This is a genomic window from Blattabacterium cuenoti, assembly GCF_014251335.1.
Classification (GTDB): domain Bacteria; phylum Bacteroidota; class Bacteroidia; order Flavobacteriales; family Blattabacteriaceae; genus Blattabacterium; species Blattabacterium cuenoti_G.
Genome location: NZ_CP059186.1, coordinates 506,832 through 530,847, shown reverse-complemented (window position 1 = coordinate 530,847; position 24,016 = coordinate 506,832). Strand labels below are relative to the sequence as shown.

Sequence of the window (24,016 nt, the reverse complement as noted above, 5' to 3'; positions counted from 1 at the left end):
ATAGCAATGGATTTGCATAAAAGAGAAAAAATAATAAAAAAAGAATTTAAAATTCTTAAAAATTGGGAAGAAAAATATGAATATTTGATAGACTTAGGTAAAGAATTATCTAAAAGATCTCCTATATTTAGATCTGAAGACAAATTAATTCATGGATGTCAATCCAAAGTTTGGTTAGAGGCTAAATTTAATAGATCACGCATTTTTTTTGAAGCGGATAGTGATGCTTTATTACCTAGAGGAATGGCTGCTCTTATGATTCGAGTATATTCAGGACTATTTCCTTTTGAAATTATTTACTCTAATGCTAATTTTATTTATGAAATAGGATTTCAGACTTTTTTATCTCCTATTAGAGCTAATGGAATGCTTTTATTTTTAAAAAAAATAAAATTTTATGCCATTGCTTTTCACACCAAAGTTTCTATTAGTTTGAATGGACAAATTGTTAAAAAAAAATGAGATGTTTCAAACCATTAATCCTGTAAACGATAATATATTAAAAACTTATTATTTTTTATCCAATAAAAATATTAATTTTAAATTATCTGAAGCTCAAAATGCATATAATGAATGGAAAAATTATCCTTTCAACTTGAAAATTGAATGTTTAACTAAATTCTGTTCTTTCATGCAAAAAGCCACAGATATTATGGCTTATTCCGTTACTCAAGAAATGGGGAAACCCATAACTCAATCTCATGCAGAAGTAAATAAAAGTATTAATTTATGTAAATATTATTGTGACTTTAAAGAATCTGTTTTTATTAAAAAAATTTATACTGAATATAAAATTTCTTATGTAAAGTTTGAATCTATAGGCGCTATATTAGGGATTATACCTTGGAATTATCCCATTTGGCAAACGATCAGATCTACTATTCCTAACTTATTATTAGGAAATGTAATTATCATTAAACCAGCTCTTAATACAACAGAATGTTCTCTCATTTTAGAAAAAATGTTTTTAAAATCCGGGTTTCCTAAAGGGGCCTTTCAGGTTTTATTAATGAATCCAAATCAAATAGAATCTGTTATAGCCCATCCTATAATACAAGGAGTGACTTTTACAGGAAGTACTTTAACGGGAAGTATTATAGGATCATTATCCGGAAAATATATTAAAAAATCTGTTTTAGAATTAGGAGGAAATGATGCTTTTGTAGTTATGAAAGATGTAGAGGATATAGAAAAAATAGCAAAATTAGCTACAGAATCTAGATTAAATAATACAGGACAAACATGTATTTCTGCAAAAAGATTTATTGTAGATAAAACTATAATAGATGATTTTATAGATGCAGTTATGCAAGAAATGAAAACATATCATAGAGGAAATTTATATGATGAATCGACTAAAATAGGCTATATTTCTCGTCATGATTTATCTGAAAAATTGTATCAGCAATACAAAAATATAATCCTAAATGGAGGAAAAATATGTTTAGAAATTACCAGAGATGGTAATTTTTTTTCTCCTGCTTTATTAAGAATAGAAAATGATAACTGTATAGTGAATAAAGAAGAAATATTTGGGCCAATAGGAATTATTTCTTCTTTTTCTAAAGAAGAAACAATTCCTGATATTGTTAATAATACACCATACGGACTTGGAGCTTCTATTTGGACAAAAAATTTAGAAGAAGCGGAAGAAATATCAAAAAAAATAGACACGGGGATGGTTTTTATAAATGAAGTTGTCAAATCAGATCCACGTTTTCCTTTTGGAGGAGTTAAAAAATCCGGATATGGTAGAGAATTATCAGCTTTATCTATAAAAGAATTTACAAATTGTAAAACTGTAATTATAAAATAATCATAAATTTTTTCGCATTCTTGCAACAGGAATATGCATTTGATCTCTATATTTTGCGATAGTTCTTCTAGCTACTAAATAGCCTTTTTTTCTAAGTATTTTGGATAATTTTTCATCAGTAAAAGGTTTTTTTTTGTTTTCTTTATCTATTGATTCTCCTAAAAGTTTTTTTATTTCAATAGAGGAAATTTCTTTTCCTTCTTGGTTTATCATTTTTTCAGAAAAAAAACTTTTTATTAAAAAAGTACCATATGGTGTGTTTACATACTTACTATTAGCTACACGTGAAACAGTAGAAATTCCTACTCCTATTTTTTGGGAAATATTTTTTAATATCATAGGTTTTATTTTAACTGGATCTCCAGTTAAAAAATATTCTTTTTGATAATCCATAATAGCGTTCATTGTTAACATTAATGTATTTTGACGTTGTTTGATTGCATCTACGAACCATTTTGCTGAATCTATTTTTTGTTTTAAAAATACAATGGTTTCTTCATTTTTTTTTATATTTTTTTCTGATTTATAAGATTTTAACATATCTAAATATAAAGATGATATTTTTAATTCTGGAATATTTCTTTGATTTAAAGAAAGTTCTAATTTTTCATCTGAAATATAAATATTAAAATCCGGAATAATATGATCCAAATTTTTAGTATTATCAGAATAAATCCTTCCTGGTTTAGGATTTAATTTTTTTATTTGATCAAGAACTTTTCGTAGATCTTTTTTTGTTATTCCCAATTTTTTTTGCAATTTTCGATAATGCTTTTTTACAAAAGATTCAAAATGATCTCGTATAATTTTTTTTGATAAAAAAATTTCTTGATTGATTTTTTTTTTCTCTAATTGAATCAGCAAACATTCTTGTAAATTTCTGGAACCTATTCCTATAGGATCTAATTTCTGTACATAATTTACAAGCAATTCCTCTATTTTTACTGTAGAGACATATATTCCAAGTATTAAGAAAATATCATCCGCTATAGATGGAATTTTTCTTTTCATATAACCATCATTATCTATATTTCCTAATATAAAATCAGCAATTAATAAATCTTTTTCATTTAAACGAAATGTATGCAATTGATTTTTTAGATATTCTTGAAAAGAAATTCCAGAAATAATGGGAATATGTTTTTTTATACTATAATTTTGATTATTTATTTGGAAATCTTCAATTTCGTCATCACTTAAATATTCATCTATTTCAGATAAATCTGCAGATTGATTTTGATCCTCTGTAAGATCCATATCATTTTCTAATGTATCTGAATTTTCTTCTAAGTCCGAACAATTTTCTTCCTCTAAAGCTGGATTTTCTTCCAATTCTTTTTGAACTCTTTGTTCAAAATCTAAAGTCGACAATTGAACTAATTTCATTAATTTGATTTGTTGTGGAGAAAGCTTATGTTGTCCTTTTTGCAATAACTGTTGTTTCAACATGTTTTAAAATTCTGCATTGTTTGGAACTCTTGGAAATGGAATAACATCACGAATATTATTCATTCCTGTGATAAATTGAACTAAACGATCAAAACCTAACCCAAATCCACTATGAGGAACAGAACCAAAACGACGTGTATCTAAATACCACCAAAGTTTATTTTTATCAGTATTTGTATCTTTCATACGTTGTAATAATATATCATAACGTTCTTCTCTTTGAGATCCTCCAATAATTTCTCCTATTTCAGGAAATAAAATATCCATAGCTCTAACTGTTTTTCCGTCATGATTCATACGCATATAAAAAGCTTTAATACTACAAGGATAATCAAATATAATTACAGGAATTTTAAAATATTTATCTACTAAATATTGTTCATGTTCCGACTGTAAATCCATTCCCCAAATAATTGGATGTAAAAATCTTATTTTTTTTTTCTTTTCTTCTTGATCAAGAATTCTTATAGCTTCCGTATAACTAATTTTCTTGAATGGAAATTTTAAGATAAGTTCTAATTTTTCTAAAAGGGAATTTTTTTTCTTTTGGTTCCATTTCTCCAAACATTGATTTAAAAAAATCAAGTCTTCCATGCTATTATCTACAATATATTTTATAATAAATTTGAGAAAATTTTCAGCTAAATTGATATTTTCTTCCAGATGATAAAAAGCAATTTCCGGTTCAATCATCCAAAATTCTGATAAATGTCGTGAAGTATTGGAATTTTCTGCCCTAAACACAGGACCAAAAGTATATACTTTTCCTAATCCTAAAGAAGCAGTCTCCGCTTCTAATTGTCCGGATACACTGAGATAAGTTTTACATTTAAAAAAATCCTTTTCATAATCGATTGGTTTATTTTTTTTTAAATCCATAGTTGTTATCTGAAACATTTTTCCGGTTCCTTCACAATTTAAAGTAGTAATAATTGGAGTATGAATATAAAAAAAACCATGTTTATGAAAATATTTATGTATACCAAAAGCTATATGATGACGTATTCTCATAATACAACTAAAAATATTTGTTCGGAAACGTAAATGAGCTTGTTCACGAAGTTTTTCCAAACTATGTTTTTTAGGTTGCAAAATCGATTTTTGAATAATCTTTGTCTCTACTGATTCATATATAGTTATATCCACAGATTCGAGTTCAATATATTGTTTTATTCCAATACTTTTTTTCACTATTCCTATAACTCTAATTGAACTTCCAATTGTTATTTTTTTTACAATATTTTTATCTAATTTATTAGATAAAATAATTTGTATATTTTGAATTGTAGATCCATCATTCAAACTGATGAAAATAGAATGACGAAAAGAACGAATCCATCCTTCGACTAATACTTTTTTATCTATAAAAAATTTTTCTTTATTTAGTAATTCTTTAACTGAATATTTTCTTATCATTTTATATTTTCTATATTTTCAATATTTCTTTTTCCTTATGAATAAAGAAACTTTCTATTTTTTGTATATATTCACTCGTCATTTTTTGTATATGATTTTCTACTGTTTTAGAAATATCTTCTGATATTTTTAATTTTCTTATATGTTGGTTATTTTTTTTCCTAATTTCTCTCACGAGAATTTTTGCATGTTCTGTTTGGCTTTTTATTTTTTTTATCAAAATTTTTCTACTTTCTTCTGTAATTATAGGCAAATGTATATGAATAGAGTCTCCTTTATTAGTTGGCATAAAACCTAAATTCGCATTAATAATGGCTTTTTCTATATTTGAAATAATAGAAAGGTCCCAGGGATGAATAGAAATATTCATATTATCTACAATAGAAATATTGGATACTTCTATTAGAGAAAAAAAGGTTCCATAACATTTTATTTTTATTTTACCCAAAAAAGAAGATACAGATTTGCTCCCTAATCGAATACGATGAATTTCTTTTGTCAGTTTTTTAAAAATTTCCTCCATATTTTCTTTACAAGAGGATAAAATTTCATTTAATTCATCCATAATTAATTTTATTTTTTTTTAGAAACCATAGTTCCTATTTCCTCTCCTGAAATTACTTTTTTAAAATTTCCTTTTCTGTTAATATCAAAAATAATAATCGGTAAATTATTTTCATTTCCTAAAATGAAAGCTGTTTGATCCATCACTTTAATTCCCATTTGATATGCCATATCAAAAGATATATTTTTAAATTTTTTAGCATATTTATCTTTTTCTGGATCTGTTGTATAAATTCCATCCACTCTAGTCCCTTTTAATAATACATCAGCTTTTATTTCGATAGCACGCAAAACAGCGGCTGTATCTGTAGTGAAATAAGGATTTCCTAACCCCGCGACAAATATTACAACCCTTCCTTTTTCAAGATGGTGTATAGCCCTATCTTTTCCAAAAGGTTCTGCAATTTCATCCATTCGAATAGCTGTTTGAATATAAGTACATATTCCTATATTTTCTAAATATGATTGAAAGGCTATACCGTTAATAACAGTTGCTAGCATCCCCATGTAATCTCCTTCTATACGATTTATCGTTTTTTCCTTTATTCTAGAAAATCCTCTAAATATATTACCCCCTCCAATAACTATAGCTACTTGAGCTCCCATTTCTACTACTTTTTTTACTTCTTCAGCATATTGTTGAAGACGAGTAGAATGAAGTCCAAATTCGTTATCTCCCATAAGAGCTTCTCCACTTAATTTCAATAATGATCTTTTGTACTTCATGAAAAATATATTATATTTCTATCGTTATACAAGGAAAGGATATGATAAGAATATTATGGAAAAATTCCTAGTTTTTCATAAGAATCAATAATTTTATTGATTGCGAGTACGAATGCTGCAATACGCATGTTTTTTATTTTTAATGATTTTTTTAAATCACGGATTTTATGAAATCCATTGATCATTGTATCTTCTAATCCGCTACGGACCAGATCGATTTCTCTTGGTCCTCTTAAAATAATTTTTTTTTCTTCTGACGAAATTTTTTTTTTGCAAACCGTTTCTATAACTTGTAAGAATTCTGCATTCATATTTTCGCTAAATTTCTTTTCCATGCGCCCATAACGTACATGACTTAAGTTTTTTAGCCATTCAAAATAAGAAACGGTAACTCCTCCTGCATTTAAGTAAATATCAGGAACAATAATTACTCCTTTTTTCTCCAATATTTCATCAGCTTCAGGAGTGATAGGTCCATTTGCGGCTTCTCCAATAATTTTAGCCTTAATACGATTTGCGTTATTTTTATGTATTACATTTTCTAATGCCGCTGGAATTAAAATATCACATTCTAATTCTAAAGCCTTTTCCGTATTCTCTATATTTTTTGCTTCTGGAAAATTTAGTATTGATCCAGTATTTTTTAAATGTAAGAAAACTTTGGATACATTTAATCCTTTTTCGTTATAGATTGCACCTTCTCTTTCTGCTAAAGCTATGATAATAGCCCCTGATTCGTGAAAAAAAGTAGCGGCATGATAGCCAACATTTCCTAATCCTTGTATAATAATTTTTTTCCCAACTAATCCTACATCAAGACCAACAGAATACATATCTTCTTTTATAGAACACAATTCTCTAATTCCATAAAATACACCTAATCCTGTTGCTTCTTTTCTTCCTCTTACTCCTCCTTGAGAAACGGGTTTTCCTGTAACACAAGCTAATGCATCTACGTCTCCAGAACGAAGAGATAAAAAAGTATCAAAAATCCAACTCATCTCTCTTTCTCCAGTTCCATAATCAGGTGCGGGAACATCTATTCCCGGACCAATGAAATTTTTTTTAATCAATTCAGAGGTGTAACGGCGTGTTATCTTTTCTATATTTTCTGGTGAGATGGTTTGTGGATCAATCTTTATTCCCCCTTTAGCACCTCCAAAAGGCACATCAACTATGGCACATTTATAGGTCATTAAAGCTGCTAAAGTCATAACTTCATCTTGATTAACTTTAGTACTATATCGAATTCCTCCTTTACAAGGAAGTTTATGATGAGAGTGTTGGACTCTATACGCTTCAATAACTTTGATTTCTTTTCCTATTTTCACAGGAAAATGCATACGATATACAGAATTGCAAGCTTTAATTTGTTCTAAAAGACCCTTTTCAATAGAAAGAAATTCCGCAGCTTTATCAAAATTTTTTTCTATACAATTAAAAAAACTATATGTACCAGTTTTATTTTGGTTTTTTGACATAAAAAAAGTTTTTACACATTTCCATAGCAATGAAAAAAAATACAAAAATGAATGCTACATTATTGAGTACAAATCTACATTTTATGTATAAATTTTAATCCATTACAACATGTAATTAAGTATTATAATTATAATATGAAGTATCATTTTCAAAAATTTATTTGAATAAAATATTTATTATTTTTTTAGGTATTAAAATTAATTTTTGTAAAGTTTTTTCTTTCAAAAAAAATTTTGTTTTGGGATGATTTAAAATTTTATTTTTTATTTCTCCTATTGAAGTGTTATAGTTAAATTTTTCTGAAAATTTGAATTTTCCATTAAACATAATCGGATATGTTATTTCTTTTTTCACTATATATTTTGTATTAAAAATTGGAAAATTATAAAATATAATAGATTTTTTTTTACCCATCTTATACCATAACTCTTCGGATACATGAGGCGCAAATGGAGCAATTAATTGAACTAAAGGTTCTAATATCTTTCTTTTATTACATTTTAAGACAGTCAACTGATTAGTTATAATCATTAATAAACTTATAGAAGTATTCCATGAAAAAGATTGCATTTTATCTTGAATTTTTTTTATAGTACTATGTAAAATTTTTAATTCTTGGAATGTTGGATTCATTTCACTTACTTGAAAAATTTGATTTATATGAAATAAACTCCAAAATTTATTTATAAAATTTTTTATACCATTTATTTTTTTTTCATCCCAAGGTTTCGATTGATGAATCGGCCCTAAAAACATTTCATAAATACGAAATACATCTGATCCATATTTTTCACAAATATCATCAGGATTTATTACATTAAATTTGGATTTTGACATTTTTTCCAATTTTCTTTTACAAAAAAAGGATCCTCTTTCCAAAATAAAAACAGATGAATAAAATTCAGGTCTGTATTTTTTAAACTTATTAATATCTAATTCATTGTTTTTTTTAATTAAAGAAAGATCTACATATACTTCTTGAAAATAAAAATATGCGTGTTTTTTATTTTTTAATCCATAAGAAAGAAAAGTATTTTCTCCTATCACTTTTAGTATAATAGCAGAATAACTCAAAATCATTCCTTGATTCAATATTTTTTTGAAAGGTTCCTCCGTAGTTATCCATCCTCTATCCAATAAAAATTTATTCCAGAATCTAGCATAAATCAAATGACCTGTACTATGTTCAGATCCACCAATATATAAATCGACATTTTTCCAATAATTTTCTTTTTTTTTATCAATAAAGAATTGATTATTATGTACATCCATATATCTAATAAAATACCAACTTGATCCTGCCCAACTAGGCATTGTACTAGTTTCAATTGGAAATACATATTTATGATCAATAAGAATATTAGAAACAATTTTCATGTTTTTTTCATCCCAAGCCCAATTTGGAACTCTTACTAATGGAGATTTTCCATCTTTAGGATAAAAGTTATCTATTTTAGGAAGGACAATCGGTAATTTATCAAGAGGAATTGTTTTTGGAATTTTATTTTTAAAATAAATAGGAATTGGTTCTCCCCAATATCTTTGTCTGGAAAAAATAGCATCACGAATCTTATAACTAGTTTTAGTTTCTCCTATTTTTTTATTTATTAAAATTTTGATTATTTTTTCTTTTGCTTGTTGACGATTTAATCCATTCAAAAAATTAGAATTCATACATTTTTCATTAACATCTAAAATTTTTATGATTTCGATACCAAATTTTTGGGCAAATTTTCTACTTTTTTCTTCATATCCAGGGATTCCTATTATAGATTTTGTTTGATTATTTATCGTAAAAAAATTACTTATATAAATGGGAATCCTTTTATTTCTAATAAAAGGATGTAGTACATAATTTTCTGTAAAAATACCAGAAATATTTTTTGTATTTTCGTATATAGGGAATTCATCAGTAAGATATGTAAACCTATTTTTAAGATGTAAAATTTTATCTGCAAGTGGATGGTCTGGAGACAGTATGATAAAAGTTATTCCAAACATCATTTCTGGATGAGCAGTAAATAATTCAATTTGATTGATTTCACCAATAGGATAAACAATTTTTAAAAATATAGAAATTCCTATTGATTTTCCTATCCAATTATATTGTAACTTTTTTAAAGATTGAGAACAATCAATCAAATTTAATCCTTTTATAAGTCTTTCTGCATATGGACTAATTCTTATATGCCATTGTAACATTTTTTTTTTGTAAACTGGATATCCTCCTCTTTCACTTTTTCCATTGTTTATTTCATCATTAGCTAATACTGTTCCTAGATCTGGGCACCAGTTCACTATATTATTACATAAAAAAGCTAATCTATAATCTAAAAGAATAGATTCTTTTTCGTATGAATTAAATTTATTCCACGTTTTTGAATTAAACTTATAATTTTTCGTAGTGCTAGCGTTAATGAAATTATTTCCGTTTTTATTAAATTCTTCAATTAAAAGATCTATAGATTTAGCTTTTTCACTATTTTTATCGTACCAAGAATTAAAAATTTGAATAAACATCCATTGAGTCCAACGATAATAATTAGGATGACTGGTATATAGTCTTCTATTCCAATCAAAAGAAAGTCCTATTTTATTCATTTGTTTTTTGTATCTACGTGAATTTTCAAGAGTTGTTTCATAAGGATGTTTTCCTGTTTGTATAGCATATTGTTCTGCAGGAAGACCAAAAGAATCAAAACCTATGGGATTTAAAACATTATATCCTTTTGCTCGTTTATATCTTGCATAAACATCTGATGCTATGTACCCTAAACAATGTCCTACATGAAGCCCTGTTCCAGAAGGATAAGGAAACATATTTAAAATGTAATATTTTCTTTTTTGACTTTCTTTTGTATAAAATATGTTATGTTTTTTCCAGTATATTTGCCAACGTTTTTCTATTTTACGAAAATTATATTTCATTTTTTTTTTTTTAGACGTACGTATATAAATATTACAATGATTTTATTCCGTAATTTTAATTTATTTCTGCAGAACAATATAGAAATTGTTTTTGTTTCCTGTGGAAATAAATCCAATCATATTATAAACTCAAAAAAAATTTTTACAAAAAAAAATGTTTAATGAGGATCAAGATTATTTAAATAAGGATAAATTTCTAAATAATCAAACTATAAGTAGATTAATAAAGAGCATTTATCACAATCCTAATGATGTTGTAAAAATATTTAGTTCGTTAAAATTATGTAAAGCAATTTCTATTTTTAGAATATTAGATTATTCTATAAAAAAAAAAATTATAAAAGGCTTGCCTTCTATTAAAAAAATGGAGTTGTTAAATAATTTATCAGTAGATGATCGTGTTTATTTATTAGATAATCTTCCAAAAAAGATTTTAAAAGATTTAATAAAATATTTAAATTCAGAAGATAAATATAGAATTTTAGTATCTCTAGGGTATCCTAAAAATAGTGTAAGCCGTTTGATGATTCCATATTATATTGCTATTCAAAAAACTTGGACTATACAAGAAGTTTTAGATTACATTCGTAGAGAAGTGAAAAATAGTGATGTTATAGAAATTGTTTATATAGTCGATCAAAAAGGAAAATTAATAAATGATATAAAAATACAAGAATTTTTGTTAGTAGATCCAAAAAAAAAAGTATCTGATCTAATAAACGGTCAATATACTGAAACTTTAAATGTAAAAGATACAGAAAAAAAAGCGATTCAAATATTTTCTATGAGCAATAGAATTTCACTTCCAGTTATAGATGATCATAATTTTTTATTGGGAATAGTAACTGTAGATGGAGTTTTGGATGAAAATTATAGAAAAAATTCAAAAAAAATAGGAGAAATGAAAGCTTTAAATCAATCTTATTTAAACGTTTCTTTATTCAAACTTATTAAAAAAAGAGCTGGATGGTTAATTTTATTGTTTATAGGAGAAATGTTAACGACAACAGTCATGCAAAAATTTTCAAGTGTTATAGAAAAAGCTGTAGTTATTGCTTTGTTCATTCCTTTAGTTGTTTCAAGTGGAGGAAATAGTGGTTCTCAAGCAGCAAGTTTAATTATACAAGCAATGGCTTTGGGAGAGGTGAAAATAAAAGATTGGTGGATTGTAATGCGAAGAGAAATTATTTGCGGTTTTTTTTTAGGTAGTATTTTAGGATTGACAGGTTTTATACGTGTAGTTGCTTGGCATAAAATAAATTTATTTAATTATGGAACTCATTGGATATTAGTAGGTTTAACTGTATTTTTATCCTTAATCGGAATCGTGTTATGGGGGACATTAAGTGGGGCAATGTTACCTTTTATAATTAAAAAATTAAGAGGAGACCCCGCTAGTTCTTCAGCTCCTTTTGTTGCTACATTAGTAGATGTTGTTGGATTAATTATATATTTTTCTATATCTTATATTCTTTTGAATGGGACTTTATTATAATAATATTTTTCTACACTTTTGTAAAACAATTTGAAAATCTTTAGGTATTGGACAGTAAAAATAACATTTTTCATTTTTTGGATGTATAAAAGAAAGAGATATAGCATGTAAAGCTTGTCTTGGTAAGATCTTAAAACAAGTTTTCAAAAATTCTATATTTTTATTTGAACATTTTTTTTTCATAAAAATTCTATTCCCTCCATACATAGAATCGTGAAATAATGGATGCCCCAAATATTTAAAATGTGCTCTTATTTGATGTGTTTTTCCTGTTTTTATATTGCAAGAAACATATGTTAAATGTTGAAATCTTTCTAATACTTTATAATATGTAATAGAATACTTTCCTTTATAAGATTCATTTTTTCTAAAAATAGTCATTCTTTTTCTATTTTTAGGATCTCTTCCAATAAAACCAGCTATAATTCCTTTTTCTTCAAGTAAATTTCCCCATATTAAAGCTCGATATTCTCTTTGAATTGTTTTAGAGTTAAATTGTTGAAATAAACATTTTTTAGAATATTCATTTTTAGCTAAAACTAATAAACCTGATGTATCCTTATCTAATCTATGAATTAATCCACTTCTATATAAATTGAAATTTCTCAAATTTGAGTTTTGAAAATGATATTTTATTCCATGAATTAATGTTCCTTTATTATTTCCAAAGCCAGGATGAACTACCATTCCTGCAGGTTTATTAACTACAATAACATCTTTATCTTCATAGATAATATCAAGATTTATCTTTTCTGAAATAATATTTTTATATTCTAAGTGATCTAATATTGGAATATTAGAAATTTCTATTTCTACAAAATCCAAAGGTTTTATTTTATAATTTTTTTTTACAATACGTTGATTCACTATAACTTTTCCTGAAATAGTTAATTTTTGAATTTGATTTCTACTAATATTTTCCATATTTTTTTTCAAAAACTTATCAATACGAATTTCTTTTTGATTTTGATTTGCAGTAATTTGAACTTTTTTCATTTAGTTCGATTCTATTTGTTCTTTTTCTTCTGTTTGTTTTTTAGTATTTATTTCTTCTATTTGTATTTTTTCTGTTTTTTTCTGAGAATCTTTTTCTTCTATTTGAATTAAATGATCTAATATTTCTTTTGAAGTTACCCAAAGTTCAATAGATTTATTTTTATCATGAATCACGCCAGGGTCAGGTTTTTGACGATATACTTTTGCATTTTTTTCAGGGTTTTTTATTGGATGATCATAGTAAAAATTTATAACATGAAAAAATTGTTTTTTTAAAGTATAAATAGCTGAATATAAATTCATACCGACTACATTAGGGACAATGAAATTGTTTTTTTCATATCCTTTTCCAATAATTAAAGTGATTCCTTCTTGATTAGTATTAGTAGGAAATCTATATCCAAATAAAATAGATTTTTTTTTATATAAAACTTTTAAAATAATATCTTTATCCATATCATTAATATATTTTATTTCTTTAACGGATATATGATTAGCATGAAGTAATTTTATAGCCATTCGTTTATCTTTATTTATAATATCAGGCAAAATAGATTGTGATGATTTAGAATTAACTTGTATATATATATGTCTTCCTTCTTTAACATGATTACCCGCTTCTGGAGAAAAAGAAAGAATTCGATTAATTTTAAAATTAGGATCATAACGTGATGTATCTATATCGTATTTAAGACCTAATTTTTTTAAAATTGATATAGATTGAGTCAAATTAAAATCTCTTAAATCAGGAACTACAACATAAGATCCATGTTTTGTATAAATATCTACCCATTTCAATGCCAATTGAGTAATTTTATATAAAATCAATATGGAAATTATAAAATTGATGATGAATATTACAAAATATTTTGAATAATTCATAAAAATTAATATTTAAATAAAAATGTTTTTAGATAAAAAAATTAATAAAATTAAAAATAAATAATGAAAAAAATAGCTGTCATTATGGGGGGGTATTCAAAAGAATCTATTATTTCACTAAAAAGTGGGAAAGTTGTTTATGAAAATTTATGTAGAAAAGAATTTGATCCTTATCGTATATATCTTTTCAAAGATAAATGGTTTATGAAAGATGAGAAAAATAAAGAATATCCTATTAATAAACAAGATTTTACTGTTTTCAAAATGAAAAAATTAAAATTTGATTGTGTATTTAATGCTATACATGGAACTCCAGGAGAAGACGGAATATTACAAGCTTATTTTGAGCTATTAAGAATCCCTTATACAGGATGTAATTTTCATCATGCTAATGTTACTTTTAATAAAAAATATTGTTCAACTTTGTTGAAACATTTTGGAATTAATACAGCCGAGTCTTTTTTTTTGAATAAAAATCAAATTTTTTGTAGGAAAGAAATTTTAAACAAAGTAGGACTTCCTTGTTTTGTAAAACCTAATAGATCTGGATCAAGTTTAGGGATAAGTAAAGTTTATGAAGAAAAAGATTTGTTTGATGCAGTACAAAAAGCTTTTCTAGAAGATGAAGAAATTATTATAGAATCTTTTTTGAAAGGAAAAGAGGTATCAGTAGGTGTTTTTTCATTTAAAAATAAAGTTGTGGTTTTACCAATAACAGAAATAATTAGTCAAAATGATTTTTTTGATTTTGAATCAAAATATTCTGGAAAATCTAAAGAAATCACACCGGCAAAATTATCTCCAAATATTGAGAATAAAATACGAAACGTAGCAGAAAAAGTATATAAATTTCTAAATTTATCAGGAATATCTAGAGCGGAATATATCATTGTAAATGAAAAACCTTATTTTTTGGAAATTAATACAGTTCCAGGCCTTTCAGAAGAAAGTATTTTTCCAAAACAATTGAAAATAGTGGGAATATCTTTATCCGATGTATTTAAAAATACCATATATACTTCCATTGAAAAAATGAACAAATAAAAGTTTCATAACTTGCAATTGCATCTTTTTTTGCAAAAATTTTTTCTATATAAAAAAAAATTCAATAATTTTCTAAATAAATAAAAAATTGAATATAAAAAAAATAAACCTATTATAATATATTGCCACATTTTATTATTTTTTTAATATTTGATATGTTAATAATGAAGCGATATAAGCTAACAAAGTCATAAAAAAAAATTGAAATATTGGCCATTTCCAGGATTTTGTTTCTTTTCTTATTATGGATAAGGTACTCATACATTGCATAGAAAATGCATAAAAAAATAGTAAAGAAATCCCTGTTGCTAAATTATAAATAGGCTTTTTAGTTTTAGTGTACATTTCTTTTTTCATTTTTTCTTTTAAAAAATTTTCTTTTTCTTCTATGCTATATACAGAAGACATAGTACTAACAAAAACTTCTCTCGCTACAAGAGATGATAGCAATCCGATTCCAATTTTCCAATCGTATCCTAATGGATGAATTACAGGTTCTATTTTTTTTCCCAATAATCCCAAATAAGAATAAGGCAATTCTCTTTTTTCAATTTTTAAGATTGAATTTTTATTTGAGGAATTTTCTGAAGGACCAAAAGTCCCCAAGACCCAAATCAATATATTAATCAATAAAATCATTTTTCCTGCATTTATAATAAATGATTTAACATTAATCCATAGAGTAATCAACACATTTTTTAACATAGGAATTTTATAAGTGGGAATTTCCATGATAAGATGACTTTTATAATTCTTTTTTAAAAATTGATGTAAAATTATTGATACACTCAAAGCAGATATGATTCCTAAAATATACATAGCCATAAGCACTATTCCTCTTAATTGAATAAAATACCATTTCTTATCCTGTATAATTACAGATATGATAAGAGTATAAATAGGTAACCTTGCAGAACAGGTCATAAAAGGAGTTGCTAAAATAGTAATTAAACGATCTCTTGGATTATCTATATGTCTAGCTGACATGATTGCGGGAATAGCGCAAGCTATGCTAGAAATAAGTGGAACAACACTTTTTCCATTTAATCCAAAAGGACGCATAATTCTATCCATTAAAAATATAACTCTGCTGATATATCCACTTTCTTCCATGATAAGAAGAAAAAATAGTAAAATAGAAATTTGTGGAATAAAAGAGATAATAGTACTAATTGCAGGGAATATCCCTTGTAATAAAAAATTATTTAAAGGACCAGGATAAATATTTTCTAACTTTTTTTGTACAAAAGAAAAAAAAAACTCTATAAATTGTTTAGGCATTTCTGCCCAAAAGAAAACACATTGAAAAATGAAAAATAGAAAAAATAAAAAAACAAAATAACCCCAAAAAGGATGCACGATTAAGTAATTATCTATTTTTTTAGAAAATTCTAAATAGGTTTTTTCTTTATCTGAAATAAATTCGGAAACTGTTTTTGATAAAATTTTTCCTATTTCTTCATATCTATCCAATGTTTCCTTGATTTGTAGTCTTTTTGGAATAATATTATATTTTTTTTTTATTTCATGTAATAAATAGTCTTCTTTTAAAAATTTTCTATTATAAGTTAAATAAGACCAAGCTTGATAAGTGTTTACTTTGTAATTATTTTTTACATCATTAATAGCAAAAGAATAATGTAATCCTGGATTGAAAAAATAGGTTTTTTTTCTTTTTTGATTCTTTAAATTATTTATTTTTATTTTTACTTTATTTAATCCTGTTCCCTTTCTTGCGTTTATTAACACAATTTCTGTTATAAGAATTTTTTTTAATTCTTCTATATTAATGTATATTCCCTTTTTTTTTGCTTCATCAAGCATATTTAAAACAAAAAGAACAGGAAAGCCTAAATCTTGTACTTGTCTAAGTAAAAGAAGACTTTTTTTTAGATTGGAGGAATCGGCTATTACTATGATTTTATCTGGATAATCTAAATCATTTATATTACTGAGCAATCTGCAAACGACTTCTTCATCTTCAGATGAAGGATATATACTATAAGTTCCAGGAAGATCTATAATTTTATAGCACGTTTTATCATAATAAAAATATCCTATTTTTTTGTCAACTGTAACTCCTATATAATTTCCTACTTTTTGATTGAGTCCAGTTAATTTATTAAATAAAGAAGTTTTTCCTACATTTGGATTTCCAACAAGCGCTAATTTAATTTTTGACATTATTTTTTATCTAAAAAAATAATAGGTTCTATTATGATATTTTCAGCTTCTTTTTTTCGTAAAGCTAAGCAAGATTGATCATAGCTTATGCATAATGGATCGTAAAAAATAGAAACAAAAAGTATTTCGATTTTTACCCCAGGTAAAACTCCTAACTCTAATAGTTTTATAGGGAAATTATCATTTTTATATCCTTTAATAATCCCTTTTTCTCCTTTTTTCAGATTAGATAAATTCAAAATATATTTTTATTTTGTAATAAAGGTTTAAATTTATCTTTTTTATTTTTAAATCTTAGAAATGTCATCAATTTTAATTCGATCTATACAATTGCTACTTAGCATTTCTATATTAGTTGTTGTTCATGAATTAGGTCATTTTATTATAGCTCAAGTATTTAAAGTAAGAGTAGAAAGATTTTTTTTATTTTTTGATCCTTGGTTCTCTCTTGTTAAAAAAAAAATAGGACATACCATTTATGGAATAGGTTGGTTGCCTTTGGGAGGATACGTTAAAATATCTGGAATGATGATGGATGATAAAAATATTTTATCAAAAGATCGGATTAAAAATTGGGAATATCGTTCTAAATCAGCAATCAAAAGACTATTGATTATTGCAGGAGGGATTATTTTCAATATATTGTTATCCGTTTTAATTTTTACTTTTTTATTGTTTAAATATGGGGAAACTTATCTTCCTACAAAAAATGTTAAATACGGAATAGTAGTTGATTCTTTAGGAAAAAAAATAGGATTGAAAAATGGAGATAAAATTTTATCCGTAAACGAAAAATATGTCCCATACTTTAATGATATTCCTAAAGCAATTCTTTTAGGTAATTCTATTACTGTAGATCGTATGGGAAATATAATAAAATTATCATTAAATAATAACAAGAAAAAATTTCTTTTTGATAGGAAAGAACTGAATTTTTTTATTCAACCTCGTGTTCCTCCTATAATAAATTCTGTGATCAAAAATTCTGAAGCAGAAAAGTATGGATTAAAGAATAATGATGAAATATTAGCTATTAATTCTGAATTTGTTCTTTTTTCTGATCAATTAAAAGATTTATTATCAAAATATAAAAATGAAAATATATTAATATCCATTAATAGAAATGGAAAATTTATTCAAAAAGAAATTTTTTTAGACGCAAAAGGCGTTTTGGGAATTTATTTAAAAAATTTTCTGGATTTAGATCAAATTTTTTTATTTGAGAAAAATAATTACTCTTTTTTTGAGAGTATACCTCATGCTATAAAAAAAGCTTGGGATGTTTTAAAAAATCAAATCTTTTTTTTGAAAAATGTTTTTCATATAGAAACTAAAGCTTATAAACAAATAGGTAGTTTTTTTTCCATAGCTAAAGAATTTCCACCTCAATGGAACTGGGACATTTTTTGGACTTTAACTGCCACTTTATCTATTTGGTTAGCTTTTTTAAATTTATTTCCTATTCCATCATTAGATGGTGGTTATATATTATTTATTATGATAGAAATGATAACAAAAAAGAAAATAAATGAAGAAATTATCGAACGTTGTACTATTTACGGATTTGTAATAATTAGTTTAATTATGATGTTGATTATTATTTGGGATATTTTCAAAGTTTTTCTTTATTGAATTTTTTAAAAAAAAAATATGATGAGGGGTGATTCCTATATCTATTAATAAATCATTTTTATGTATATTCTTAATTCTTTTTATGGGATAAAAAAAACTTAAACCTATCTTAATGATATTTTTTTTACATAAAGGAATAAATCTATCATAAAAACCTTTTCCATAACCTATTCTATAACCTTTTGAATCAAATATTAATAGAGGAATAAATATGATTTCAATCAGAGAGATTGAAACGATAGATTTATGCATAGGAATAGGTTCTAAAATTCCATACTTTTTTTGTGTTAATATAGTATTTTCATGAAATAAACAATTTTCTATAGAAAAATTACGAAAATTAGAACAGGGTATAGTAACACATTTTCCTTTTTTTAGTAAAAAATTAATTATAATAAATGTATTGACTTCTTTATATTCACGTATGGGTAAGAAAATGTGATAATATGTTTTTTCCCATATAAAAAATATTTTTTTTAAATGTAAAAAAATCTCGTTACTCATTTTTATAATTTCTTTTTGAGAAATAGATTTTCTCATATGTAAATATTTTTTACGTAATTTTTTTTTATTCATATTCTTAAAAAATCTATAAAATTTTCTAATATTTTTATTATTTCTTTAGGTTGTTCTATGTGTCCCATATGACCTGTAGGAATTGTAACAAAATAAATTTGATTTCCATTTTTAGTTTCTTCATAAATTTTTTTTCTATCAAGTATGAGATCGTATAAACCAGCTATATATAGTTTTGGAAATCGAGTTGTTTTTAGCAAAAATTTTCTATTTTTTCGAATTGACATTCCTTTTGAAAAAGAAATAATACTATTGATATGAGTATGCAAAGCGATCTTCTTTACAAAAGAAATTTCTTTTTGTAAAAAAGATAATTTTTCATAATAAAATAATTTTTTGATACTTGTGGATATAAATAATGGATAATTATTGATTGCTAATTGAATAGACTGAATGCGGCTTTTCTTTTTTTCAAGTGTATCTGATTCTGTTGTAGAATGAAGTAAACATAAACCTAAAAACATTTCTGGATATTTTTCTGCCATAGCTAAAGCTATATATCCACCCATAGAATGACCAATAAAAATAGCTTTTTGTATATTTTTCTTTTCTACAATTTTTTTTACCATTTCTGCTGCTTTTTCCATTGTAAAAATGGAATTTTTTTCTAATGTGAAAATACTTTCTCCATGACCTGGAAGATCAATTGAAAGAACTTTATATTTATTATAAATACTATGATATATATAATTCCATATTTCTAAACTTTCCATAAATCCATGTAATAATACTACAGGAATTCCTTTTCCTTTTATTTTAAAATTTATTTTACAAACATTAGTCATATCATGTATTAATAAAAATAAAATATACTTTTATGAAAGTTATATGAATATATATGAAATTGCAAAAAAAACAATTTTTTGATTCAAAATATGTTTTTCCAAAAATGGAATGAATCATGTTATTAACAATAAACATTGGAAATTCCAGTCTTCGTTTTGGACTATTTGATAATAATTCTAATTTAGAATGTAATTGTTCGTGGATTATTAATAGTAATCCACATAGATCGATAGATGAATATATTTTATTATTTAAAAATATATATCAACAATATGGTATTCTTTCTAAATTTATACAAAATATTGTCATTGGATCAGTAGTTCCTCCTCTTACAAATATCGTGGAACAATCTTTATATGAAATACATAAAATAAAACCTATTCTAGTTGATAGAAATTCAGCTTCTCCTATAAAACATTATTCTCATGAATTAGGTACAGATTTGTATGCAAATGCCATAGCTGCATATACATTATACAACAACAATCATAATACCACTTTAGTTGTGGATTTTGGTACTGCATTAAGTTTAACCTGTACAGATAAATATGGAAATCTTCAAGGGATTATTATTGCACCAGGAGTCAATACTTCTTTAACCGCATTGATTGGAAATACAGCTCAATTACCACAAATCGAATTAAAAAAGCCTACTAGTATATTAGGTCAGTACACAGAAACATGTATTCAAAGTGGAATTATATATGGATATTTAAGTATGGTTGAAGGATTGATTCATAGAGTAAATAAAGAATTCAAGACGAATTGTTTTGTTATTGCTACCGGAGGTCTTTCTCACATATACACCCCTTTAACAAAAAAAATTCATATAAAAGACAAACTACATACAATAAAAGGATTAAAAATCCTATTTCATTGTAATCATTAAATATCAATGAAAATTATTTTTGATATTTTTTTGAATAGATTTTTTCATTTTTTTGGACAAAATCTGAAAATTTTTTGAAGATAAAACCATTCTTTTTCTGGAAAAATTTCCATCACTTTCTTTATCCATAGGGATTAAATGAATATGAACATGAGGAATTTCGAATCCCATAACAAATATACCTACACGATTACAAGGAATGATTTTTTCTATACCTATAGCTACTTTTCTTGTAAAAGACATAATAGAGATAAATTCTTTTTCCGATAGAGAAAAAATTTTATCTCTATTACTTTTTTTTGGGATAACCAAAGTATGTCCTATTTTTATAGGATAAATGTCTAAAAAAGCTAAATGATCAGAATTTTCCGCTACTTTATAAGCTATAATTTCATTATTAATTATTTTTTGAAATATATTATTCACTAAATGCTATTTCTAAAATTTCATAATCAAGTATCATTTTATTAGGCAGTTTAATATGCGCTATTTGTCCTACTTGTTTTCCAAGTAATCCTGTTGATATAGGAGTATTTATGGATATTTTTCCATATTTTAAATCGGCTTCTCCCTCTGGAACTAAGGTATATATTTGTTCTCCTCCATAAGTTAAATTTTTAACTCTTACTGTGGAAAGAATAGAAACTCTAGTTCTATTTATTTGTGATCCATCTATGATACGTGCGTTGGATAGTTTTTTTTTTAGTTTAGCTATATTCATTTCTAAAAAACCTTGAGCCTCTTTTATTGCATCATACTCTGCATTTTCTGATAAGTCCCCTTTATCTCTAGCTTCTGCTATTTGCATGGATATTTTCGGACGTTCTATATTTTCTAGTCTTTCTATTTCTTTTTGTAATTTTTCTAATCCTTTTTTAGTTATATATTCAAATTTTTCCATAATTTTTCATTATTATTTTTTTCCTGATCTTTTTCATTAAATTTATCTATTTATATGACACATAAAGTTATATGGTTTTGAAATAAAACATATATTTCATATACGAAAAAAAATCCCTCACCTTTTATTTTTTCAAATAAAAAATATATTATATCGATAAAATTAAAATTACGAATTTTTGTGTTTTTATTTCATTTATTTATAAATTATTATTAAATCGAATTGAAATGTTGATATGATAAAAATGAAAATATTTTCAAATAATTGTATGATAGAATAAAAATTTTGATAGAATATAAAAGGAAAAATATTATTTCATTCTTAGAATATTTGCCCCTAAAAAACGTAATCTTTCATCTATATTTTCATATCCTCTATCTATTTGTTCTATATTTTTAATAATACTGGTTCCTTTAGCAGAAAGAGCTGCTATAAGCAGAGAAATTCCAGCTCTTATATCTGGAGAATTTAATATTGCTCCTCTAAGGGTCGATTGATGATTAAGTCCTATAACAGTAGCTCTATGAGGGTCACATAATATAATTTGAGCTCCCATTTCAATGAGCTTATCTACAAAAAATAATCTGCTTTCAAACATTTTCTGATGAATTAAAACACTTCCTTTAGCTTGAGTTGCTACTACAGTTAAAATACTTAATAAATCTGGAGTTAATCCAGGCCATGGAGCATCAGATATTGTTAATATTGCATTGTTAAATGATTTTTTGATTTGATAAGATTTTTGTGATGGAATATAAATGTTATCTTTTTCCTTTTCTAATTTTATTCCCATTTTTTGAAATGTTTTAGGAACAATACCTAAATTTTTCCAACTAACATTTTTAATTCTAATTTCAGAACAAGTAATGGCAGCTAACCCTATCCAACTACCTATTTCTACTATATCAGGTAATATGGTATGTTGGGGACATCCACCTAATTCTTTAACTCCAGTTATATTAATTAAGTTAGATCCTATTCCTTTAATTTTTGCTCCCATTTTATTTAACAATTTGCATAATTGTTGAATATAAGGTTCACAAGCAGCATTGTAAATAGTAGTTTTTCCTTTAGCTAAAGTAGCAGCCATAATGATATTGGCTGTTCCCGTAATAGAAGCTTCTTCCATTAAAATATACTCTCCAATTAAATTATTTTTTATTCGTAAATCAAAATATTTAGATTCATTATGATAATGTATATTACTTCCTAATAATTTTAATCCTGTCAAGTGAGCATCTAAACGTCGTCTACCTATCCTATCTCCTCCAGGAATTGGAATACAAACTTTTCCAAATCTAGCAAGTAAAGGGCCTGCAATCATAATTGATCCCCTTATGGATCTTCCATATTCATGGAATTTCTTCGTATTCAAATATTCAATGTTTATATTTTTTGCTTGAAAAGTATAATCTCCAATTCCATTTTTTTTTACGAAAACTCCTAAATCTTTAAGAATTTGCATTAAACATTTAACATCTCCTATTTCTGGAATATTTTTAATTCTCAATTTTTCTGAAGTTAGTAATACGGCACATAATACCTGCAAAGATTCATTTTTAGCTCCTTGTGGTTGAATCTCTCCTTTTAAAGATAATCCTCCTTTTATTTTGAAAGTTCCCATTATAATGATTTAAAACTAACTTTACTATTTTTTAGTAATTTTTTTTCTTACATTTTAAAATATGAGAACATTGTAATAATGGATCTGTATTTTTCATTAAACATATTTTTCCTTTTGAAAGTTTTTTTAAATCTTTAAATATGACGTCATCTTCCACCATATTTTTATTCCATCTTAAATAATTTTTTTTCATTGTATTAGCAATAGCATAAAACAACCCTTCCTTTTTTTGCGTATCTTTACAACGTATTGCTGCATGGATCATATTTCTTATTATTTTTCCATAATATCTAAAATTAGTTAAATATTCAGGATACACTACTTTTTTGCTACAAAAACTTATTTTGTAGTTTTCTTTTGTATTTGGTTTAGGAAAAGGAGTGTCAATATCTAATTGATATTTAGACATGATAAACAATTGATTCCATAATTTATGTTGAAAATAAGGAATCGATTTGTGAAATTTAGGATGAATAGATACCGTCATTAATTTAATAATCCCCCATGCACAACGATTTCTTTTTTTTCTGTTTTTTATTTGTATGGCGTAATCTATCATTTTATGAATATTTCTCCCATATTCTGGGATCACCAATTTGAAACGATTAGTGTTGTATTCCATAATA

At 25.3% G+C, this 24,016-nt stretch carries 22 protein-coding genes; 6 read left to right on the top strand and 16 right to left on the bottom strand.

The genetic code is table 11. The features are described from left to right. Nucleotides 1-6 precede the first annotated feature (6 nt). On the top strand, nucleotides 7-462 hold the full coding sequence (locus H0H73_RS02590) for a SufE family protein (RefSeq protein WP_185852071.1): 456 nt from the start codon (nucleotides 7-9) through the stop codon (nucleotides 460-462). Further along, nucleotides 437-1,816, top strand: a complete 1,380-nt coding sequence (locus tag H0H73_RS02585) for an aldehyde dehydrogenase family protein (RefSeq protein WP_238784350.1) — start codon at nucleotides 437-439, stop codon at nucleotides 1,814-1,816. The genes H0H73_RS02590 and H0H73_RS02585 overlap by 26 nt, the downstream gene beginning before the upstream one ends. Here H0H73_RS02585 and rpoN read toward each other — a convergent pair whose 3' ends face one another. The 6 genes from rpoN to H0H73_RS02555 form a co-directional block, all read right to left on the bottom strand. Continuing rightward, entirely contained in the window at nucleotides 1,817-3,265 is a 1,449-nt protein-coding gene (rpoN, locus tag H0H73_RS02580; RefSeq protein WP_185852069.1) for an RNA polymerase factor sigma-54, read from the bottom strand. A gap of 3 nt (nucleotides 3,266-3,268) precedes the next feature. After that, nucleotides 3,269-4,681, bottom strand: coding sequence for an asparagine--tRNA ligase (gene asnS, locus H0H73_RS02575; protein WP_185852068.1), 1,413 nt, complete (start codon nucleotides 4,679-4,681; stop codon nucleotides 3,269-3,271). Between the two features lie 10 nt (nucleotides 4,682-4,691). Then, nucleotides 4,692-5,246 (bottom strand): ribosome-recycling factor, encoded by a 555-nt coding sequence (locus H0H73_RS02570; RefSeq protein WP_185852067.1) that lies wholly within the window; start codon nucleotides 5,244-5,246, stop codon nucleotides 4,692-4,694. Between the two features lie 8 nt (nucleotides 5,247-5,254). Next, a complete protein-coding gene (pyrH, locus tag H0H73_RS02565; RefSeq protein ID WP_185852066.1) occupies nucleotides 5,255-5,971 on the bottom strand; it encodes a UMP kinase in 717 nt (238 codons plus the stop codon). Between the two features lie 53 nt (nucleotides 5,972-6,024). Beyond that, nucleotides 6,025-7,452, bottom strand: a complete 1,428-nt coding sequence (locus H0H73_RS02560) for a Glu/Leu/Phe/Val family dehydrogenase (RefSeq protein ID WP_185852065.1) — start codon at nucleotides 7,450-7,452, stop codon at nucleotides 6,025-6,027. A gap of 157 nt (nucleotides 7,453-7,609) precedes the next feature. Then, nucleotides 7,610-10,381, bottom strand: a complete 2,772-nt coding sequence (locus tag H0H73_RS02555) for a class I tRNA ligase family protein (RefSeq protein WP_185852064.1) — start codon at nucleotides 10,379-10,381, stop codon at nucleotides 7,610-7,612. Between the two features lie 154 nt (nucleotides 10,382-10,535). Between H0H73_RS02555 and mgtE the strand changes: the two genes are divergently transcribed. Next, the gene (gene mgtE / locus H0H73_RS02550; protein ID WP_185852063.1) at nucleotides 10,536-11,876 is read left to right on the top strand and encodes a magnesium transporter; all 1,341 of its coding nucleotides are present in this window, start codon (nucleotides 10,536-10,538) and stop codon (nucleotides 11,874-11,876) included. Here mgtE and H0H73_RS02545 read toward each other — a convergent pair. Together H0H73_RS02545 and H0H73_RS02540 are read right to left on the bottom strand one after the other, a co-directional pair. Next, nucleotides 11,871-12,872: an RluA family pseudouridine synthase gene (locus H0H73_RS02545; RefSeq protein WP_185852062.1), complete on the bottom strand. Its 1,002-nt coding sequence runs from the start codon at nucleotides 12,870-12,872 to the stop codon at nucleotides 11,871-11,873. The two genes, mgtE and H0H73_RS02545, sit on opposite strands and share 6 nt — an antisense overlap. Next, nucleotides 12,873-13,754: a PASTA domain-containing protein gene (locus H0H73_RS02540; protein ID WP_185852061.1), complete on the bottom strand. Its 882-nt coding sequence runs from the start codon at nucleotides 13,752-13,754 to the stop codon at nucleotides 12,873-12,875. A 63-nt stretch (nucleotides 13,755-13,817) separates the two neighbouring features. On the opposite strand from H0H73_RS02540, the gene H0H73_RS02535 reads away from it, so the two are divergent. After that, a complete protein-coding gene (locus H0H73_RS02535) occupies nucleotides 13,818-14,798 on the top strand; it encodes a D-alanine--D-alanine ligase (RefSeq protein WP_185852060.1) in 981 nt (326 codons plus the stop codon). Nucleotides 14,799-14,933: 135 nt separating this feature from the next. Here H0H73_RS02535 and feoB read toward each other — a convergent pair whose 3' ends face one another. Together feoB and H0H73_RS02525 are read right to left on the bottom strand one after the other, a co-directional pair. Then, entirely contained in the window at nucleotides 14,934-16,982 is a 2,049-nt protein-coding gene (feoB, locus tag H0H73_RS02530) for a ferrous iron transport protein B (protein WP_185852059.1), read from the bottom strand. Then, nucleotides 16,982-17,221: a FeoA family protein gene (locus tag H0H73_RS02525; protein WP_185852058.1), complete on the bottom strand. Its 240-nt coding sequence runs from the start codon at nucleotides 17,219-17,221 to the stop codon at nucleotides 16,982-16,984. Before H0H73_RS02525 ends, feoB begins: the two co-directional genes overlap by 1 nt. 61 nt (nucleotides 17,222-17,282) lie before the next feature. Here H0H73_RS02525 and rseP point away from each other — a divergent pair, with 61 nt between their 5' ends. Continuing rightward, the gene (gene rseP, locus H0H73_RS02520; protein WP_185852057.1) at nucleotides 17,283-18,614 is read left to right on the top strand and encodes an RIP metalloprotease RseP; all 1,332 of its coding nucleotides are present in this window, start codon (nucleotides 17,283-17,285) and stop codon (nucleotides 18,612-18,614) included. Here the strand turns inward: rseP and H0H73_RS02515 are convergent. Next, entirely contained in the window at nucleotides 18,561-19,190 is a 630-nt protein-coding gene (locus H0H73_RS02515; protein ID WP_185852056.1) for a 5-formyltetrahydrofolate cyclo-ligase, read from the bottom strand. The two genes, rseP and H0H73_RS02515, sit on opposite strands and share 54 nt — an antisense overlap. Then, nucleotides 19,187-19,975 carry an alpha/beta fold hydrolase gene (locus H0H73_RS02510; protein WP_185852055.1) on the bottom strand — a complete coding sequence of 263 codons (789 nt, stop codon included), beginning with the start codon at nucleotides 19,973-19,975 and terminating at the stop codon, nucleotides 19,187-19,189. Before H0H73_RS02510 ends, H0H73_RS02515 begins: the two co-directional genes overlap by 4 nt. Before the next feature lie 116 nt (nucleotides 19,976-20,091). Here H0H73_RS02510 and H0H73_RS02505 point away from each other — a divergent pair, with 116 nt between their 5' ends. Then, the gene (locus H0H73_RS02505) at nucleotides 20,092-20,865 is read left to right on the top strand and encodes a type III pantothenate kinase (protein WP_185852054.1); all 774 of its coding nucleotides are present in this window, start codon (nucleotides 20,092-20,094) and stop codon (nucleotides 20,863-20,865) included. 3 nt (nucleotides 20,866-20,868) lie between these two features. Here the strand turns inward: H0H73_RS02505 and H0H73_RS02500 are convergent, their stop codons facing one another. The 4 genes from H0H73_RS02500 to H0H73_RS02485 all read right to left on the bottom strand — a co-directional run bounded on the left by H0H73_RS02500 (nucleotide 20,869) and on the right by H0H73_RS02485 (nucleotide 24,012). Beyond that, nucleotides 20,869-21,291, bottom strand: a complete 423-nt coding sequence (locus tag H0H73_RS02500; protein ID WP_185852053.1) for an HIT family protein — start codon at nucleotides 21,289-21,291, stop codon at nucleotides 20,869-20,871. Next, nucleotides 21,284-21,766 (bottom strand): transcription elongation factor GreA, encoded by a 483-nt coding sequence (gene greA / locus H0H73_RS02495; protein WP_185852052.1) that lies wholly within the window; start codon nucleotides 21,764-21,766, stop codon nucleotides 21,284-21,286. Before greA ends, H0H73_RS02500 begins: the two co-directional genes overlap by 8 nt. A gap of 310 nt (nucleotides 21,767-22,076) precedes the next feature. Beyond that, a complete protein-coding gene (gene murA, locus H0H73_RS02490; protein ID WP_185852051.1) occupies nucleotides 22,077-23,390 on the bottom strand; it encodes a UDP-N-acetylglucosamine 1-carboxyvinyltransferase in 1,314 nt (437 codons plus the stop codon). A gap of 31 nt (nucleotides 23,391-23,421) precedes the next feature. After that, a complete protein-coding gene (locus H0H73_RS02485) occupies nucleotides 23,422-24,012 on the bottom strand; it encodes a DUF4290 domain-containing protein (RefSeq protein WP_185852050.1) in 591 nt (196 codons plus the stop codon). Between the last annotated feature and the right edge of the window lie 4 nt (nucleotides 24,013-24,016).

What these genes read in the sequence shown, in the direction of transcription:
- mgtE (WP_185852063.1), top strand. Translation starts at nt 10,536, where the DNA reads ATGTTTAATGAGGATCAAGATTATTTAAATAAGGATAAATTTCTAAAT.
- H0H73_RS02590 (WP_185852071.1), top strand. Translation starts at nt 7, where the DNA reads ATGGATTTGCATAAAAGAGAAAAAATAATAAAAAAAGAATTTAAAATT.
- rseP (WP_185852057.1), top strand. Translation starts at nt 17,283, where the DNA reads ATGTCATCAATTTTAATTCGATCTATACAATTGCTACTTAGCATTTCT.
- H0H73_RS02560 (WP_185852065.1), bottom strand. Translation starts at nt 7,452, where the DNA reads ATGTCAAAAAACCAAAATAAAACTGGTACATATAGTTTTTTTAATTGT.
- H0H73_RS02505 (WP_185852054.1), top strand. Translation starts at nt 20,092, where the DNA reads ATGTTATTAACAATAAACATTGGAAATTCCAGTCTTCGTTTTGGACTA.
- rpoN (WP_185852069.1), bottom strand. Translation starts at nt 3,265, where the DNA reads ATGTTGAAACAACAGTTATTGCAAAAAGGACAACATAAGCTTTCTCCA.
- asnS (WP_185852068.1), bottom strand. Translation starts at nt 4,681, where the DNA reads ATGATAAGAAAATATTCAGTTAAAGAATTACTAAATAAAGAAAAATTT.
- H0H73_RS02485 (WP_185852050.1), bottom strand. Translation starts at nt 24,012, where the DNA reads ATGGAATACAACACTAATCGTTTCAAATTGGTGATCCCAGAATATGGG.
- H0H73_RS02555 (WP_185852064.1), bottom strand. Translation starts at nt 10,381, where the DNA reads ATGAAATATAATTTTCGTAAAATAGAAAAACGTTGGCAAATATACTGG.
- H0H73_RS02515 (WP_185852056.1), bottom strand. Translation starts at nt 19,190, where the DNA reads ATGAATAAAAAAAAATTACGTAAAAAATATTTACATATGAGAAAATCT.
- H0H73_RS02545 (WP_185852062.1), bottom strand. Translation starts at nt 12,872, where the DNA reads ATGAAAAAAGTTCAAATTACTGCAAATCAAAATCAAAAAGAAATTCGT.
- feoB (WP_185852059.1), bottom strand. Translation starts at nt 16,982, where the DNA reads ATGTCAAAAATTAAATTAGCGCTTGTTGGAAATCCAAATGTAGGAAAA.
- H0H73_RS02510 (WP_185852055.1), bottom strand. Translation starts at nt 19,975, where the DNA reads ATGACTAATGTTTGTAAAATAAATTTTAAAATAAAAGGAAAAGGAATT.
- H0H73_RS02535 (WP_185852060.1), top strand. Translation starts at nt 13,818, where the DNA reads ATGAAAAAAATAGCTGTCATTATGGGGGGGTATTCAAAAGAATCTATT.
- pyrH (WP_185852066.1), bottom strand. Translation starts at nt 5,971, where the DNA reads ATGAAGTACAAAAGATCATTATTGAAATTAAGTGGAGAAGCTCTTATG.
- greA (WP_185852052.1), bottom strand. Translation starts at nt 21,766, where the DNA reads ATGGAAAAATTTGAATATATAACTAAAAAAGGATTAGAAAAATTACAA.
- H0H73_RS02540 (WP_185852061.1), bottom strand. Translation starts at nt 13,754, where the DNA reads ATGAATTATTCAAAATATTTTGTAATATTCATCATCAATTTTATAATT.
- murA (WP_185852051.1), bottom strand. Translation starts at nt 23,390, where the DNA reads ATGGGAACTTTCAAAATAAAAGGAGGATTATCTTTAAAAGGAGAGATT.
- H0H73_RS02570 (WP_185852067.1), bottom strand. Translation starts at nt 5,246, where the DNA reads ATGGATGAATTAAATGAAATTTTATCCTCTTGTAAAGAAAATATGGAG.
- H0H73_RS02585 (WP_238784350.1), top strand. Translation starts at nt 437, where the DNA reads ATGGACAAATTGTTAAAAAAAAATGAGATGTTTCAAACCATTAATCCT.